This is a genomic window from Allobosea sp. BE125 (genome assembly GCF_031456075.1).
GTDB lineage: Bacteria > Pseudomonadota > Alphaproteobacteria > Rhizobiales > Beijerinckiaceae > Allobosea.
On the sequence record NZ_JAVDTY010000009.1, the window covers coordinates 245,535 to 260,465 of the forward strand.

Genomic DNA, 14,931 nt, shown 5'->3' on the forward strand with positions numbered 1-14,931 from the left:
TACCCTATCAAACTCCTGGTGCTCGCCTCGCTGCTGGGTGCACCCGGCTGGAAGGCGTGGGCGGAGGTGCCGGCATCGGGGCCTGCCCAATTGAATGCAGCTTTTTCCGCCATGGACGCGCTGACGCGTCAGAGGCGGGCGAGCGGGACCCTGCCGCGATGGAGCGATCCCGCAGATGCCAAGGTGCTGGCAGCGCTGTGGGATGCCCCAATCATACTCGGCCGGCCGCCCTATGCATCCAACGACATTCCCCTGCTGCTCGACATCCTGGCGAAGGAAACGCAGATTCTGAAGACCTATGCGCTGTTCTCCGCCGATCCGGCCCGGCAGCCGGACACCGCGCGCAATGCGATGCTCTTCCAGGATGAGATCACCCGTTCGCATGTCTTCCTGATCAAGGTCATTGCCGCGGCCATGCCCGCCGTGGCCGATTTCATCACGCGCCTGAAGCCCGACGAGATGAACGATGCGCGCCGCCAGGGACTGCGCATGATGCGCCTGGGCTTCCTGGAGATCGTCAACGCGGCAACGCTGGCGCTCCGCAGCCCTGGCTTGACCCCGGAAAATCAGCGCGCGCTTGCGAATGGCCTTGCCGAAAATGCTGCGGCGCTGGCCAAGGGAACGACGCGCGGCGACCGCCTCGCACTCGTCGCAACCGTCCAGTCCGCGCTCCCGGCGCTCAGCCCCGCTGTGCAGGCGCCGCTGAAGGATGTCGTCGCGGCGCTGTCGGTCAATTCATGCGAGGGGCTCTGCGGACTGGAATGAGGGCCGCAAGCCGGCAGGGCGGTGCCTTCGTCGCATGCGCCGCCGGTGCGAGCGAGCCGGTCAAGCCTTCACCTGCGTGGCGGCGAGATGCCGCCGCAGCATCTCGCGCAGCTCTACGACCGCAGGGTCGCGGATGGCGAGATCATCATCGGCGCGCAGCATCGCCGCCATGCGGATCAGGTGCAGGATCAGCGCCGCCAGAGGCGCAAGCCGTTCGCGCGGCACCGGCGGCTCGATCGTCTGCAGCAGGCCGGCAATGCCGCCGCGCAACCGCGCCCGCGCCTGCTTCTTGACCGCCGGATCGAGGCTGCGGCGCTCGCCCAGCACGAGGAAGGCCGGATTGGCCTCGAGATAGACCAGCAGGCGCTGGAACAACGCGTCGATGATCCCGTCACCGGCCGCACCTTGCTCGCTGGCCGCACCTTGCGCCTCGGCGGCGAGACCGTCGAAGACGGCGGCGAGACCGTCGAGATGGCGGGCGTGCAGCGCCGCCGCCAGATGCTCCTTAGTCGGGAAGAACTGATAGAGCGAGCCGATCGAGGCCCCGGCGCGCCGCGCGATCTCGGTCGTGGTCGCGGCCTCGTATCCAGCCTCGGCGAACACGGCGGAAGCGGCATCGAGCAGGGCCGAGACGCGCTGCACGCCCCTTCCGCGGCTGGGCGTCTTGGTGGTCTTGGCGGTCTCGCTCGCGCCTGCGCTTGACTTTTGTGAGTCCATTCTCATAAATCACAAATGTGAGGATTGCCTCATATTAACGAGCGCCGCCCGGCCCGAATCTGCCCGAGCGCGACGCCCCGGCTTCCGGAGATCACCATGACCTTTCATCTCGACCCTGGCAAAACCGCCCTCATTCTCATCGATGTCCAGAACGGCACGCTCGCCATGCCGCTGGCGCCCTATGACCGCGCCGCGCTCGTCACGGCGACGCAGCGGCTCGGACAAGCCTTCCTGGCAGCCGCAGCGCCGATCGTGACCGTGACGATCGCGTTCTCCGGGGATGGCGGCGACCGGCTCGCGCAGGCCGTCGACATGCCCATGCAATTGCCGGCTGGCGGGCCACCTCCCGGCTGGTCGGAATTGGCGCCCGAGATCGCCGCGTTGCCGGCCACGATCCGCATCGTCAAGCGCCAATGGAGCGCCTTCTTCGGCACCGAACTCGACCTGCAATTGCGGCGGCGCGGCGTCACCAGCATCGTGATCGGCGGTATTGCCACCAATTTCGGGGTCGAATCGACGGCGCGGGATGGCTGGCAGCATGGCTACGCCGTCATCGTCGCGCAGGATGCATCGACCTCGCTGGGCGCGGAGATGCATGAATTCGCGCTGACGAAGACGCTGCCGCGCGTTTCGCGCATCCGCAGCAGCGCCGACATCATCGCCGCGCTCGGGCACAAGGGCTGAAAGAGTGTTTGGGAATGTCTTGAGCTCCTCATCCTTCGAGACGCCATTCCTGATGGGATGGCTCCTCCGAGGCTGGCCAATAATCTGAGCAAGGATTTCAGTGGGTTGGAATTTCGTCTCGAAACGCGCCGTCATCCCGGGTGAGATGAAGCGAAGTGCCGGATGAAGGGCGCGGGGAACCCTTCTCCCGTGTGGGAGAAGGGCAGGGATGAGGGCCCCCCGCTCGTTATTGAGGCGCGACGGAGCCGCAGCGCCTTCTACTGAAAGGGCACACCCTCACCCCTGCCCCTCTCACTGAACTCGGGCCTGCCCGAGTTCAGCACTTGGAGTGTCGAAGTCGGGTATACCCGACTTCGATGCGGGAGAGGGGTTCCCCGCGCTTGTCCCTCCGTCACCGCCTGCTGGAAAGCCTGCGGTGAATCGTGCTTTTCGATCGGCCGCTCTCGGCGAACCGGGCCTTCGTGGCACAAGCCCGAGAATGACGCTCTAGGATGGATTTCCGATCAGCGCCGCACCGCCAGCCAGATCACATGCCGCGCGCCGCTGCGGCCTTTGTTGGCCCGCACCATTTTCTCCTCGACTGAAAAACCCGCCTGCCGCAGCCTTTGCGTGAAGCGGCGATCCGGCCCTTGCGACCAGACGGCGAGCACGCCGCCGGGGCGCAAGGCCTGGCGCGCGACAGACAGGCCCGCATCGCTGTAGAGCCCGTCATTGGCCGGTACGGTCAGCCCCTCCGGACCGTTGTCGACATCGAGCAGGATGGCGTCGTAGCGCGCCGGCGCGGCGGCGATCGCAGCGCCGACATCGGTGACCGTCACGCTGACGCGGGGATCGTCGAGGCAGCCCGCGAAGACCTCCGCCATCGGCCCCTTCGCCCAGGCGACGACCTCGGGCACCAGTTCGGCCAATTCGACCCTGGCTTCGGGCCCGAGAACCTGCAGAGCCGCGCGCAGGGTGAAGCCCATGCCGAGCCCGCCGATCAGGATCTGGGGATGCGGCGCATCCCGCAGGCGCGCGCAGGCGAGCGTGGCCAGCGCTTCCTCGGAGCCGCTGAGCCGGCTGTTCATCAATTCGTTCGTGCCGAGCATGATCGAGAACTCGCTGCCGCGCCGCTTCAGCCTGAGCTCGCCCTGGCCGGGCAATTTCGCACTGTCGATCAGGGTCCAGGGGATCACGGGACAGGTCTCGCGGCAGGGCAGGGAGGGCGGGCAGGCGAGGCTATAGCGGTGTCGCGGCGTGGCGGCGAGCCCGGCTGCCCGATCCCAGTGCTATCGCCTTTGGATTTTTGAGCTCTCATCCTGAGAGCCTGAGCGATAACGTCAGCAACGACTTCAGCCGGTTGGAACTTCGGGAAACGCGCCGTCATTCCGGGCGACTGCAAGGAGACCCGGGATCCATGCCGGAACCTCACTCGCAGGCGCTTCGGCATGGATCCCGGATCGGCGCCGCTGACGCGGCTTGTCCGGGATGACGGCGCGTTTTTCCGCGATGTTCAAGCTTTTGAAAACAGCGGCATCGTTATCGGCCAGCCTCAGAGGAGCATCCTTCGAAACTCAGCCTGCGCAAGCGCTCCTCAGGATGAGTGCTGTGGGGTCAAATGCGATAGCCCGCCCACCCGGTCCTGTCGCCTGAACGACAGATTCGGCTGCATTCTTCCTGCGCCCCGGACAAGTTCGGCTGCTGCGGTGGGCCTATCCTCGGGGCTTGCAAGGGGAGAGCCGTCATGAACGCCATCGACCGGGAACAGGCCGTCTGCGCGCAGAACTATGCGCCGCTGCCGATCATGCTCTCCCATGGCGAGGGCGTCTGGCTGACCGATACCGCCGGCGTCCGCCGCCTCGACATGATGAGCGGCTACTCCGCCGTCAGCCTCGGCCATGGCCATCCGCGCATCCTGAAAGTGCTCTCCGAACAGGCGCGCAAGCTCGCGGTCACCAGCCGCGCCTTCCACACCGAGCCGCTCGGCCCGTTCCTGGCCAAGCTCTGCGAGGTCTCCGGGCAGGAGATGGCGCTGCCGATGAACACCGGCGCCGAGGCGGTCGAGACCGCGATCAAGGCGGCGCGGCGCTGGGGCCATCGCGTCAAGCGCATTCAAGACGGCGCAGCCGAGATCATCGTCGCGGCTGGCAATTTCCACGGCCGCACCACGACCATTGTCGGCTTCTCCTCGGAGGAGAGCTATCGCGACGGTTTTGGCCCCTTCGCCCCGGGCTTCGTCACCGTTCCCTTCGGCGACGAGGCGGCGATCGCGGCCGCGATCACGCCCAATACCGCCGCGATCCTGATCGAGCCGATCCAGGGCGAGGCCGGCATCGTCGTGCCGCCGCCCGGCTATCTCAGGGCGCTGCGCGCACTCTGCGACCGGCACAACATCCTGCTCATCCTCGACGAGGTCCAGTCGGGCCTCGGTCGCACCGGGCGCTGGTTCGCGCATCAGCATGAGGGCATCCGCGCGGACGGGCTGATCGTCGGCAAGGCGCTGGGCGGCGGGGTCTACCCCGTCTCGGCCTTCCTCGCCTCGCGGGCGGTGATGAGCCTGTTCGAGCCCGGCTCGCATGGCTCGACTTTTGGCGGCAATGCGCTCGCCGCCGCGATCGGGCTGGAGGCATTGACCGTGATCGAGGAGGAGCGCCTGGTCGAGCGCTCGGCGCAGCAGGGCGCCTATATGAAGGCGCGGCTGGAGGCGATGAGCGCGGGCCTCGCCCGCTCCGTGCGCGGCCTCGGCCTCTGGGTTGGGGTCGAGATCGATCCCAGGGTCGCTTCCGCCAAGGCGCTGGTCAAAACCCTGGCCGGGGCCGGGGTGCTGACCAAGGAGACGCATGAAACCGTCATCCGCTTCGCCCCGCCTCTGACCATCACGCGCGCCGAGCTCGACTGGGGGCTCGCCCGCTGCGAGGCGGTGTTCAAGGAGGCGCTGGCCTCCGGGGCGAGGGCGGCGGCTTGAGTGCCACGCCCCATATGGCCACGCCGCCCTCATCCTGAGGGGCCTGGCTCCTGAGGGCTACGACACGGGCGGCTTGGCCCGTCATTGCGAGGAGCGTTGGCGACGAAGCAATCCAGGAGGGCTCGCTCGACGGCCCCAGGATTGCTTCGCTGCGCTCGCAATGACGGCAAGGTCGTCAGGCGACTGGTCGAACGGCCTACACCTCACCCAGCCCTCTCCTTAGGAGAGGGTTCTCCGTCGAGGTTCCGGCGTCATTCGAAATGGGCGCGGGAGGCACATCCCCATCATGCAATCAAGGCATGGCTCGTCCCGCCAATGCCTGTTGATCCGGCGCAGGCAGCATGGGTAACACTCATGTTGCGCTGCAGCGCGATTGCTGCGCCGCCGGTATTGGGAAGGGACGAGATCCATGACGGCCGCGACCGAGACGCGCCATGCCGAGATCGCCGTAGCGGTCGGCCAGCCCTCGACGCATCTGGCGCTCGTCCTGTTCGCGCTCGCCATGGGCGGGTTCGCCATCGGCACGACCGAATTCGCCGCGATGAGCCTGCTGCCCTTCTTCTCCAGGGGGCTGGGCATCGACGAGCCCATGGCCGGGCATGTGATCAGCGCCTATGCGCTGGGCGTCGTCGTCGGCGCGCCGATCATCGCGGTGCTGGCGGCGCGGATCACGCGCCGCACCCTTCTGATCGGCCTGATGAGCGTCTTCGCCGTCGCCAATCTGCTGAGCGCGCTGGCGCCGAGCTATGGCTGGATGCTTGCCTTCCGCTTCCTCAGCGGCCTGCCGCATGGCGCCTATTTCGGCGTGGCGGCGCTGGTTGCCGCCTCGCTCTCCCCGCCCAACCGGCGCGCCCAGGCCGTGGCGCGCGTGATGCTGGGCTTGACGATCGCCACCATCCTCGGCGTGCCCATCGCCAACTGGATGGGCCAGGCTCTCGGCTGGCGCTGGGGCTTCGGCATCGTGGCGCTGCTGGCGGTCGCGACCGCGCTCCTGGTCTACGCCTTCGTGCCGCGTGACCGCTTGCAGCCGGGCGCCAGCCCCTTGCGCGAGCTCGGCGCGCTGAAGCGCCGGCAGGTCTGGCTGACGCTCGGCATCGGCGCCATCGGTTTCGGTGGCATGTTCGCGGTCTACACCTATGTCGCCTCGACCCTGCTGGAGGTGACGCAGGTTTCGCCGGCGCTGCTGCCGATGGTGCTCGCCATCTTCGGGCTCGGCCTGACCGCGGGCACGCTCGTCGGCGGCTGGGCTGCGGACAAGGCGACCATGCCGGCCGCCGGCGCGATGCTGCTGTGGAGCGCAGCTTCGCTCGCGCTCTTTCCGGTCGCTGCAGGCAACATCTGGACGATCTCGCTGGTGGTCTTCCTGATCGGCTGTGGCGGCGGGCTCGGCATCGTGCTGCAGACCCGGTTGATGGACGTGGCCGAGGATGCGCAGACGCTTGCCGCCGCGCTCAACCACAGCGCCTTCAACACCGCCAACGCGCTCGGTCCCTGGCTGGGCGGCATGGCGATCGCGGCCGGCTATGGCTGGACCTCGACGGGCTGGGTCGGCGTCGCGCTGGCGCTGGGCGGGCTCGCCGTCTGGCTGATTGCGCTCCTCGACGACCGTCTCAACGCGGCTGCGCGTCGCAAGAGCCGGATGATGTCAGATGGGTTCACGCAGTGATCCCATCTGACATCTGAATCCGTCTCTCAACTAAAAGTGAGAGCAGGATGGATGCGAAAAACCGGCTTCCACTTTTTCGCATCCTGCTCTCGCGCGCCCACGGCATCGGCTGAAGCAGCAGGCCGTTTTTCGCCGAGCGGCCGATTTTCCCAATGAAAACAGCGGATTGATCTGCGGAATAATTGGGCGCGCCGGCCCATAAAAGGCGCGCATGCCCCCTTGCGGCAAGGATGCAAGATCGCCCAATCTATGAGCACAAGCTGGACCAGGGAACTCGAAACGCCCGGCCGGCCGAACTTGTGGGAGGTACTATGAAAGGTTTCGTTCGTTTCATCGCCGCGGCCGCGTTGACGGTCGTCGGCGCAACCGGCGTTATGGCGCAAGCCAAGGAGTGGAAGGAGATCCGGATCGGCACCGAAGGCGCCTATCCCCCCTTCAACAACCTCAACGCCAAGAAGGAGCTGGAAGGCTTCGAGATCGACTACGGTAATCTTCTCTGCGAGAAGATGAAGGTGAAATGCAGCTGGGTCGTCCAGGACTGGGACGGCATCATCCCGGCGCTTCTCGCCAGCAAATACGACATCATCATCGCCGGCATGAACGCCACCGATGAGCGCAAGAAGCGCGTCGATTTCACCTCGGTCTACACCAAGACCCCGATCTGGATCATCGGACCGAAGACCACGACCTCGACCGATGTCTCGCCGGCCGCGCTCAAGGGCAAGGCGATCGGCGTCCAGGGCTCGACCGTGCACGCCAACTTCGTCGAGAAGATCTACAAGGACTCGACCGCGCGCCCCTATCCGACGCAGGAGGAGGCCAACCTCGATCTGCTCAGCGGCCGGCTCGACTACATCATCGCCGACTCGCTCTCGCTCGAGGATTTCCTCAACGGCAAGGGCAAGGATTGCTGCAAGCAGATCGGCGTGATCGAGCGTGATCCCGCTATCCATGGTGCCGGCGTCGCCGGCGCGGTGCGCAAGGAGGACGTCGCGCTGAAGGAGATGTTCAACAAGGCGATCGCCGAATCGCTGGCCGACGGCTCGCACAAGAAGATCGCCGACAAGTATTTCAAGATCCCGATCCTCTGAGCGTGCCAGAGCGTTTTCGAGCGAAGTGGACACCGGTTCGCGTGAAGAAAACGCGTTAAAACAAGAGCTAGGGCAATTGAACGATCCAATTGGATCGGACATTGCTCTAGCCTGATCGACCGGCGCGGGCTCTCCGCGCCGGCTCACACCTTCAGCCCCGAGCACCGGCTGCTTCATGTTCGATAAGTTCGCTTTGCTCGGCTTCGGCCCCGGCGGCTGGGGTCTTCCTCTGCTCCAGGGCGCCGGCATCACCATCTCGATCGCGCTCGCGACCCTGCCTTTCGGCCTGGCGCTCGGCCTGATCGTCGCGCTCGGCAAGCGCTCCGAGAAAACCGTTCCGCGCTGGCTGGCGACGGTCTACGCCACGGTTTTCCGCGGCGTGCCCGAATTGCTGACGCTCTACATCATCTATTTCGGCATCCAGGTGGTGCTGCAGGAACTCTGGCAGCGGCTCGGCCTGCCCGGCAATTTCTCGATGCCGCCCTTCGTCGCGGGCATGGTCGCGCTAGGTGTCGTGCTCTCGGCCTTTTCCAGCGAGGTCTGGGTCGGCGCCCTGAACTCGATCCAGAAGGGCCAGCGCGAGGCCGCCGCCGCGCTCGGGCTCTCCCGGGCCCAAGCCTTTCGCCTGATCGTGTTTCCGCAGCTCATCCGGGTGGCGCTGCCCGGGCTCGGCAACAACTGGATGGTGCTGCTCAAGGAGACCTCGCTGGTCTCGGTCATCACCTTGCCCGACATCATGTTCATCACCACGCGCGCCAATGTCACGACCAAGGAGCCGTTCCTGTTCTTCGGCGCGGCGATGCTGATCTATCTCGCCTTTTCGCTGGCCTCGGCCTGGGGCGTGGCGAAGCTCGAGGCCCGCAGCAATCGCGGCATCGCCGCCTTCGGGGGCGCGACGCGATGAACTGGTGCGAATATCCCGGCTGGTTCCTCGGCAGCGAGGTCTTCCAGAACTATGGCTGCCGCATGGCCGGCGGCCTCTGGATCACCACCGAGCTGGTCGTCATCTCCGTCGCGATCGGCTTCGTGCTGGCCGTCGGGCTCGCCATTACCAGGCTGTACGGGCCGCGCTGGGCGCAGATGGCGATCAACGGCTACACCACCTTCTTTCGGGGCACGCCGCTGCTCTGCCAGCTCTTCCTGATCTATTACGGCCTCGGCCAGTTCCGCCTGTTCTGGCAGGATGTCGGGCTGTGGTGGTTCTTCCGCGAGCCGTTCTACTGCGCGCTCTTCACCTTCACCATCAACACCGCCGCCTACCAGGCCGAGATCCTGCGCGGCGCCATCCAGTCGATTCCGCGCGGCCAGTTCGAGGGCGCGCTGTCGCTGGGCCTGCATCGCTGGGCGACCTTGCGCCACGTCATCATGCCCCAGGCGATGATCCTGGGGCTGCGCCCGCTCGGCAATGAGTTGATCGTGATGATCAAGTCGAGCGCGGTCGCCTCGCTGGTGACGCTTTACGATCTGATGGGCGCGACCAAGCTTGCCTTCTCCCGCTCCTTCGACCTGACGATCTATCTCTATGCGGCGCTGATCTATCTCGTGCTGGTCGAGGTGATCAGGCGCGTCTGGGACAGGGTCGAAATCAGGCTGACCCGGCATATGGCGCTACGCTGACGGGGGGCGGTGCCGCGCGGCGCAGCCATCAGCCCGCGCGTCAGCCCGGAAGCGTCAGGACCAGCGGCCCGTTCGTGGTTGCGACGACGGTATGCTCGTACTGGACCGTCGGAGCCCGCGGTTCGCCATAGAGCGTCCAGGGGTCGTCGCCGCTCTCGGCCCAGTTCGCACCCAGCGACAGGAACGGCTCGACCGTGAAGACCAGGCCGTTATGCATCAGGCGGCGCTCCGAGCGCTCCGGCCAGGTCGCGATCTCGGTCGGCTCCTCGTGCAGCGAGCGGCCGACGCCATGGCTCGCCAGGTTGCGGACCAGCGTATAGCCGTTCTTCCCTGCAAAGCGGCCGATGGCCTGCCCGATGCCGGCGAGCGGCTTGCCGGCGCCGACCTGCCCGAGCCCGGCCCAGAGCGCGCGGCGGCCGTCGCGGCACAGTCGCTCGGTCCGGCGCGAGACCGGCGGCACCGCGAAGGAGGCGCCGGTATCGGAGAAAAAGCCGTTCTTCTCGGCGGAGACGTCGATATTGACGAGATCGCCGGCCTTGATCCGGCGCGGGCCGGGAATGCCGTGGGCGATCTCCTCGTTCACGCTGATGCAGGTCGCGCCGGGAAAGTTGTAGGCGAGCTCCGGAGCCGGGCGGGCGCCGGCGCTCTCCAGCGCCGCGCGGCCGATCTGGTCGAGCTCTGCCGTCGTCATACCGGGTTCGAGCGCCTTGCCCATCGCCGCCAGCGTGTTGGCGACGATGCGGCTGATCTCGCGCAACTCCTTCAGGTCGTCATCATTGGATATCGTCATGGCCGCATGCCCTAACCGCTCCGGCGGCCGGGGACAACAACCTCTGCTTCACTGCGCGCATGCGGGGCGGCACAGCCGCGCTGCTTTTCAGTTGGCCTGCCACAGGCTAAGCCGGTTCCGGCATTTCAAGAAACGCAGCGGAGCGAAACATGACCAAAGTCGCCTTCCTCGGTCTCGGCGTGATGGGCTATCCCATGGCCGGCCATCTCAAGGCCAAGGGCCACGAGGTCACGGTCTACAACCGTAATCCAACGAAGGCGCAGGCCTGGGTCTCGCAGCATGCCGGCATCAGCGCCGCAACCCCGGCCGATGCCGCCAAGGGCCAGGAGATCGTCTTCGCCTGCGTCGGCAATGACGATGATCTGCGTTCGGTGACATTGGGCGAGGGCGGCGCCTTCTCCGGCATGGAGAAGGGCGCGATCTTCGTCGACCACACCACGGCCTCGGCCGGCGTCGCCCGCGAGCTCGACGAGGCAGCGACCGCGGCGGGCTTCGGCTTCATCGATGCGCCGGTCTCGGGCGGCCAGGCCGGCGCCGAGAACGGCGTGCTGACGGTGATGTGCGGCGGCGAGCGCGAGGTCTATGCCCGCGCCGAGCCGGTGATCGCGAGCTTCGCGCGCATGTGCAAGCTGATGGGCCCGGCCGGCTCCGGCCAGCTCACCAAGATGGTCAACCAGATCTGCATCGCCGGCCTCGTCCAGGGCCTGTCGGAGGGCGTCCATTTTGCCAAGCGCGCCGGGCTCGATGTCGAGGCCATGCTGGAGGTGATTTCCAAGGGCGCGGCCGGCTCCTGGCAGATGGAGAACCGCGGCAAGACCATGAATGCCGGCAAGTTCGATTTCGGCTTCGCCGTCGACTGGATGCGCAAGGATCTCGGCATCGTGCTGGAGGAGGCTCGCCGCAACGGCGCGCAGCTGCCCGTCACCGCGCTGGTCGACCAGTTCTACGCCGAAGTCCAGAAGATGGGCGGACGGCGCTGGGACACCTCGAGCCTGATCGCGCGGCTCGAAGACTGATCCCGTTCAGCTTTCTGCGGGTCGGCGTAGGGCGCCTTCACGCAGGAACGCCACGAGCGCATGCACCGCCGGCGCCGGATGCGGGGTCGGCGTCGTCAGCAGGAAGATGCGGTCGCCGGGGCCGAGCACGTCGTAATCCGGCAGCAGCCTCAGGAGTTTGCCCGCCGCGATAGGCGCGTCGGCGATGTAGTCCGGCAGCAGGCCGATTCCGGCTCCGGCAAGCACCGTGTCGCGCATGAACAGGAAGTCCTCCGCCTGCAGCCGCGGCTGGACCAGGACGGTCTCGACCACGCCTCGACGCGAGAGCCGGATGGCATAGTCGCGGCCGGTCGGCGGCGGCGTGACGACCGGCAGGCGCCGCAGCATGTCGGGGCCGCCGGTCCCGAATGCAGCCGCGAGCTCGGGCGCCGCACACAGGCGCCAGGCGACGCGCCCGAGCTCGCGCGCCACCACCGTCTCGGGCGGCTGCGCCAGAACCCGGACGGCGACGTCGATATTGTCGGCGACGAGATCGTCGATACGGTTGCTGAAGGTCACCTTGAGCGTGATCTCGGGCTGTGCCTGCAGGAAGTCGAGCAGCAGGGGCGCAAGCGTGAGCCGCCCGAGCCCGGTCGGCACGCTGACCCTGACATGTCCGCGCGGGCTGTGCCTGTGCCCGGCGATCGCGGCCAGCGCCGCTCCCGCATCCTCGCGCAGGCGTAGCGCGTGCTCATAGGCGGTCCGGCCGGCATCGGTCAGGTCGACGCGCCGCGTCGTGCGCCGCATCAGCTGTGCGCCGATCTGGCTCTCCAATGTCTTCAAGCGCTGGCTGACGCGCGAGCGGGAGAGGCCGAGCCGGCGCGCCGCCTCGCTGAGATTGGGCGTCTCGACGATCTCGGCGAAAAGCAGGAGGAGATTGAGGTCCATCTGATTGTCGCGAAATCCAGAACAGTCATGTCGACAGCCCGGGGATTGTAGACGTTCGGGCACGGGTTACAATTGCGGGCAGAAGGGCGCCCGAATGCCCCGCGAGGAAACACCCGTGCCGGCCGAACTGATCTTCGAATCCCGCCGCATTCCAGGCGATGAGCTGGCGGCGCGTGGCGCGCGCCTCGCCGGCGGCCTGGCGGCGCTTGGCCTGCGCGAGGGCGACGTCGTCGCCGTCCTGCTGCGCAATGATCCCGCCTATGCCGACATCATCCAGGCCTGCCGCATCGGCGGCTTCGTCTATTGCCCGGTCAACTGGCATTTCGCAGCAGCCGAGATCGGCTTTCTGCTGGAGGACAGCGGCGCGAAGGCGCTGCTCGGGCACGCCGACCTTCTGGCGGCCGCCGCCGCTGCAATCCCGGTCGGATTGCCCGTGCTGTCGGTCGGCCCGGCCAGTGACTACGAAAGCTGGCTTGCCGCGCAGCCGCCCTATGCCGGGCCTCTCGTCTCGCCGCGCGGTCACATGGCCTACACCTCCGGCACGACCGGGCGACCCAAGGGCGTGGTGCGCGATGCCGTGCCGCTGGCCGAGGTCGCCGACTACCAGCGCCGCACCATGGCGGTGGTCGAGGCGAGCTTCGGCATCGTGCCCGGCGTGCGGGCCTTGATGCCGGCGCCGCTCTATCACAGTGCGCCGAGCCTGTTCGCGCAGATGACGCTGCTGGCGGGCGAGCTCTTCGTGCTGATGCCGCGCTTCCGCGAGGAGGAGCTGCTGGCGCTGATCGAGACGCATCGGATCGAGACGGTCTATCTCGTGCCGGTGATGTATGTCCGGCTGCTGAAGCTGCCGCTGGAGGTGCGCGCCCGCTACGACCTGTCGAGCCTGCGCTTCGTCGCCTCGACCGGCGCGCCCTGCGCGCCGGCTTTGAAGCGCGCGATGATCGACTGGCTCGGGCCGATCGTGAACGAGACCTATGCCTCGAGCGAGACCGGCATGATCACCGCCATCACGGCGCGCGAGGCACTGGAGCGGCCGGGCAGCAGCGGGCGCCCCTTCGGCGAGGCCAGGATCGCGATCCTCGACGACCATGGTGAGGCGCTGCCCGCAGGCGAGATCGGCCTCATCCATGTCCGCCAGCCGGCCTATCCCGACTTCTCCTACAAGAACCAGCCGCAAGCGCGGGCCAAGGCCGAGCGCGACGGGCTGATCACGCTCGGTGACATGGGTTATCTCGACAGCGACGGCTATCTCTATGTCTGCGACCGCGCCTCCGACATGGTCATTTCCGGCGGGGTCAACATCTATCCCGCCGAGATCGAGCATGCGCTGGTGCGCTGCGAGGGCGTGCTGGATTGCGCCGTCTTCGGCATCCCCGACGAAGAATATGGCGAGCAGCTCCTGGCGCTGGTCCAGCCCCAGCCCGGCCACGCGCTGGACCCGGCGGGGCTGGTCGCGGCGCTGCGGGGCGAGATTGCCGGCTACAAGGTGCCGCGCCGGATCGAGATCGTGTCCGAGCTGCCGCGCGACGATAACGGCAAGATCGCCAAGAAGAAGCTGCGCGAGCCGTATTGGGCTGGAAGTGGGCGGCGCATCTGAACGATCGCCCGAAGAGGAGGACGCCATGGGATTGCCTGCCATCGCACGCCGCGCCGTCTGTGCCGGTCTCATCGCGCTCAGTGCGATGCAGGCGCACGCCGCCGACTATCCGCTGCGTCCGATCCGCCTGATCGTGCCCTATCCGGCCGGCGGCGCCACCGACCAGCTCGCGCGCAGCCTCGCCGAAAGCATGGGCCGCGATCTCGGCCAGTCCATCGTCATCGAGAACAAGCCCGGCGCCAACACCAATCTCGGCGCCGAGGCGGTGGCGCGGGCCGAGCCCGACGGCTACACGCTGCTGATCGGCAGCGGCGCCAATCTCGTGCTCAACCCGCTGCTCTACAAGAAGCTGGGCTTCGACCCCGGACGCGACCTGCGTCCGCTCGGCCTGCTCGCCGAGATCCCGCTTGTCGTGGTCACGCATAAATCGGTGCCGGCGAAATCGCTGGCCGAGCTCGTCGCATATGCCAAGGCCAATCCCGGCAAGCTCAACTTCGCCTCCGTCGGCGTCGGCAACCCCCTGCATCTGGCCGCCGAGCGCTTCATGGTCGCGTCGGGCACGCGCATGACCCATGTGCCCTATCGCGGCAGCGCGCCGGCGCTGCAGGATCTCATCGGTGGTCAGGTCCAGCTGATGTTCGACACGGCCAGCACCTCGCTGCCGCAGATCCAGGCCGGCGCGCTGAACGGCCTGGCGGTGGCCGCGACGACGCGGCTCGCGGCGCTGCCCGACATGCCGACCGTGGCTGAGGCCGGCTATCCCGGCCAGGAATCGATCGTCTGGTTTGCGCTTACCGTCCCGCGCGCGACGCCCGAGGCGATCGCGCAGCGGCTCCAACGCAGCCTGGCGGGTTTCTATGCCGATGCCGCGTTGAAAACGAGCCTGGAAAAGCAGGGCTGGATGATGCAGCGCGCGATGAGCGCAGCCGAGATCGCCGCTTATCTCGACGCCGACCGCAAGCGCTGGGCCCAGATCATAGCCGACAACAAGATCACGCTCGACTGACGCTGCGTAGGCGGATCGAACGCAGGATTCGCTCCGCCCGTCATTGCAAGCGCAGCCGTCATTGCGAGCGAAGCGAAGCAATCCAGGGAGGCAATAGAGCGAGCCCCCCTGGATTGCTTCGTCGCTCACGCT

At 67.2% G+C, this 14,931-nt stretch carries 14 protein-coding genes; 10 read left to right on the top strand and 4 right to left on the bottom strand.

Annotated elements, in window-relative coordinates; all coding sequences use genetic code 11:
• The first annotated feature begins 18 nt into the window (after positions 1 to 18).
• Positions 19 to 765: a hypothetical protein gene (locus J2Y55_RS20520; protein ID WP_310157390.1), complete on the top strand. Its 747-nt coding sequence runs from the start codon at positions 19 to 21 to the stop codon at positions 763 to 765.
• A gap of 60 nt (positions 766 to 825) precedes the next feature.
• On the opposite strand, the gene J2Y55_RS20525 is transcribed toward J2Y55_RS20520, so the two are convergent.
• Entirely contained in the window at positions 826 to 1,482 is a 657-nt protein-coding gene (locus J2Y55_RS20525) for a TetR/AcrR family transcriptional regulator (RefSeq protein WP_310157392.1), read from the bottom strand.
• Positions 1,483 to 1,578: 96 nt separating this feature from the next.
• On the opposite strand from J2Y55_RS20525, the gene J2Y55_RS20530 reads away from it, so the two are divergent.
• Positions 1,579 to 2,166: an isochorismatase family protein gene (locus tag J2Y55_RS20530; protein ID WP_310157395.1), complete on the top strand. Its 588-nt coding sequence runs from the start codon at positions 1,579 to 1,581 to the stop codon at positions 2,164 to 2,166.
• 503 nt (positions 2,167 to 2,669) lie between these two features.
• Here J2Y55_RS20530 and J2Y55_RS20535 read toward each other — a convergent pair.
• Positions 2,670 to 3,341, bottom strand: a complete 672-nt coding sequence (locus J2Y55_RS20535) for a spermidine synthase (RefSeq protein ID WP_310157398.1) — start codon at positions 3,339 to 3,341, stop codon at positions 2,670 to 2,672.
• 548 nt (positions 3,342 to 3,889) lie between these two features.
• On the opposite strand from J2Y55_RS20535, the gene rocD reads away from it, so the two are divergent.
• The 5 genes from rocD (at position 3,890) to J2Y55_RS20560 (ending at position 9,484) form a co-directional block, all read left to right on the top strand.
• Complete coding sequence (gene rocD / locus J2Y55_RS20540; protein WP_310157401.1) at positions 3,890 to 5,110, top strand: ornithine--oxo-acid transaminase; 1,221 nt, start codon at positions 3,890 to 3,892, stop codon at positions 5,108 to 5,110.
• A gap of 409 nt (positions 5,111 to 5,519) precedes the next feature.
• Positions 5,520 to 6,776 carry an MFS transporter gene (locus J2Y55_RS20545; RefSeq protein WP_310157403.1) on the top strand — a complete coding sequence of 419 codons (1,257 nt, stop codon included), beginning with the start codon at positions 5,520 to 5,522 and terminating at the stop codon, positions 6,774 to 6,776.
• 311 nt (positions 6,777 to 7,087) lie between these two features.
• Positions 7,088 to 7,867, top strand: coding sequence for a transporter substrate-binding domain-containing protein (locus tag J2Y55_RS20550; RefSeq protein WP_310157405.1), 780 nt, complete (start codon positions 7,088 to 7,090; stop codon positions 7,865 to 7,867).
• 175 nt (positions 7,868 to 8,042) lie between these two features.
• Positions 8,043 to 8,771 (top strand): ABC transporter permease, encoded by a 729-nt coding sequence (locus J2Y55_RS20555; protein ID WP_310157407.1) that lies wholly within the window; start codon positions 8,043 to 8,045, stop codon positions 8,769 to 8,771.
• The gene (locus J2Y55_RS20560; RefSeq protein ID WP_310157409.1) at positions 8,768 to 9,484 is read left to right on the top strand and encodes an ABC transporter permease; all 717 of its coding nucleotides are present in this window, start codon (positions 8,768 to 8,770) and stop codon (positions 9,482 to 9,484) included. Before J2Y55_RS20555 ends, J2Y55_RS20560 begins: the two co-directional genes overlap by 4 nt.
• 40 nt (positions 9,485 to 9,524) lie before the next feature.
• On the opposite strand, the gene map is transcribed toward J2Y55_RS20560, so the two are convergent.
• Entirely contained in the window at positions 9,525 to 10,274 is a 750-nt protein-coding gene (gene map, locus J2Y55_RS20565; RefSeq protein ID WP_310157411.1) for a type I methionyl aminopeptidase, read from the bottom strand.
• A 149-nt stretch (positions 10,275 to 10,423) separates the two neighbouring features.
• On the opposite strand from map, the gene J2Y55_RS20570 reads away from it, so the two are divergent.
• Entirely contained in the window at positions 10,424 to 11,290 is an 867-nt protein-coding gene (locus J2Y55_RS20570; protein WP_310157413.1) for an NAD(P)-dependent oxidoreductase, read from the top strand.
• 6 nt (positions 11,291 to 11,296) lie between these two features.
• Here the strand turns inward: J2Y55_RS20570 and J2Y55_RS20575 are convergent, their stop codons facing one another.
• Positions 11,297 to 12,196, bottom strand: coding sequence for a LysR family transcriptional regulator (locus tag J2Y55_RS20575; protein WP_310157415.1), 900 nt, complete (start codon positions 12,194 to 12,196; stop codon positions 11,297 to 11,299).
• A 115-nt stretch (positions 12,197 to 12,311) separates the two neighbouring features.
• On the opposite strand from J2Y55_RS20575, the gene J2Y55_RS20580 reads away from it, so the two are divergent.
• On the top strand, positions 12,312 to 13,793 hold the full coding sequence (locus J2Y55_RS20580; protein WP_310157417.1) for an AMP-binding protein: 1,482 nt from the start codon (positions 12,312 to 12,314) through the stop codon (positions 13,791 to 13,793).
• Positions 13,794 to 13,818: 25 nt separating this feature from the next.
• A complete protein-coding gene (locus J2Y55_RS20585; protein ID WP_310157419.1) occupies positions 13,819 to 14,799 on the top strand; it encodes a Bug family tripartite tricarboxylate transporter substrate binding protein in 981 nt (326 codons plus the stop codon).
• Positions 14,800 to 14,931 lie beyond the last annotated feature (132 nt).

Bases quoted from the DNA above. Each gene is read 5' to 3' on its own strand.
- J2Y55_RS20525 (WP_310157392.1), bottom strand. From the start codon at position 1,482: ATGGACTCACAAAAGTCAAGCGCAGGCGCGAGCGAGACCGCCAAGACC.
- J2Y55_RS20530 (WP_310157395.1), top strand. From the start codon at position 1,579: ATGACCTTTCATCTCGACCCTGGCAAAACCGCCCTCATTCTCATCGAT.
- rocD (WP_310157401.1), top strand. From the start codon at position 3,890: ATGAACGCCATCGACCGGGAACAGGCCGTCTGCGCGCAGAACTATGCG.
- J2Y55_RS20545 (WP_310157403.1), top strand. From the start codon at position 5,520: ATGACGGCCGCGACCGAGACGCGCCATGCCGAGATCGCCGTAGCGGTC.
- J2Y55_RS20550 (WP_310157405.1), top strand. From the start codon at position 7,088: ATGAAAGGTTTCGTTCGTTTCATCGCCGCGGCCGCGTTGACGGTCGTC.
- J2Y55_RS20555 (WP_310157407.1), top strand. From the start codon at position 8,043: ATGTTCGATAAGTTCGCTTTGCTCGGCTTCGGCCCCGGCGGCTGGGGT.
- J2Y55_RS20560 (WP_310157409.1), top strand. From the start codon at position 8,768: ATGAACTGGTGCGAATATCCCGGCTGGTTCCTCGGCAGCGAGGTCTTC.
- map (WP_310157411.1), bottom strand. From the start codon at position 10,274: ATGACGATATCCAATGATGACGACCTGAAGGAGTTGCGCGAGATCAGC.
- J2Y55_RS20570 (WP_310157413.1), top strand. From the start codon at position 10,424: ATGACCAAAGTCGCCTTCCTCGGTCTCGGCGTGATGGGCTATCCCATG.
- J2Y55_RS20575 (WP_310157415.1), bottom strand. From the start codon at position 12,196: ATGGACCTCAATCTCCTCCTGCTTTTCGCCGAGATCGTCGAGACGCCC.
- J2Y55_RS20585 (WP_310157419.1), top strand. From the start codon at position 13,819: ATGGGATTGCCTGCCATCGCACGCCGCGCCGTCTGTGCCGGTCTCATC.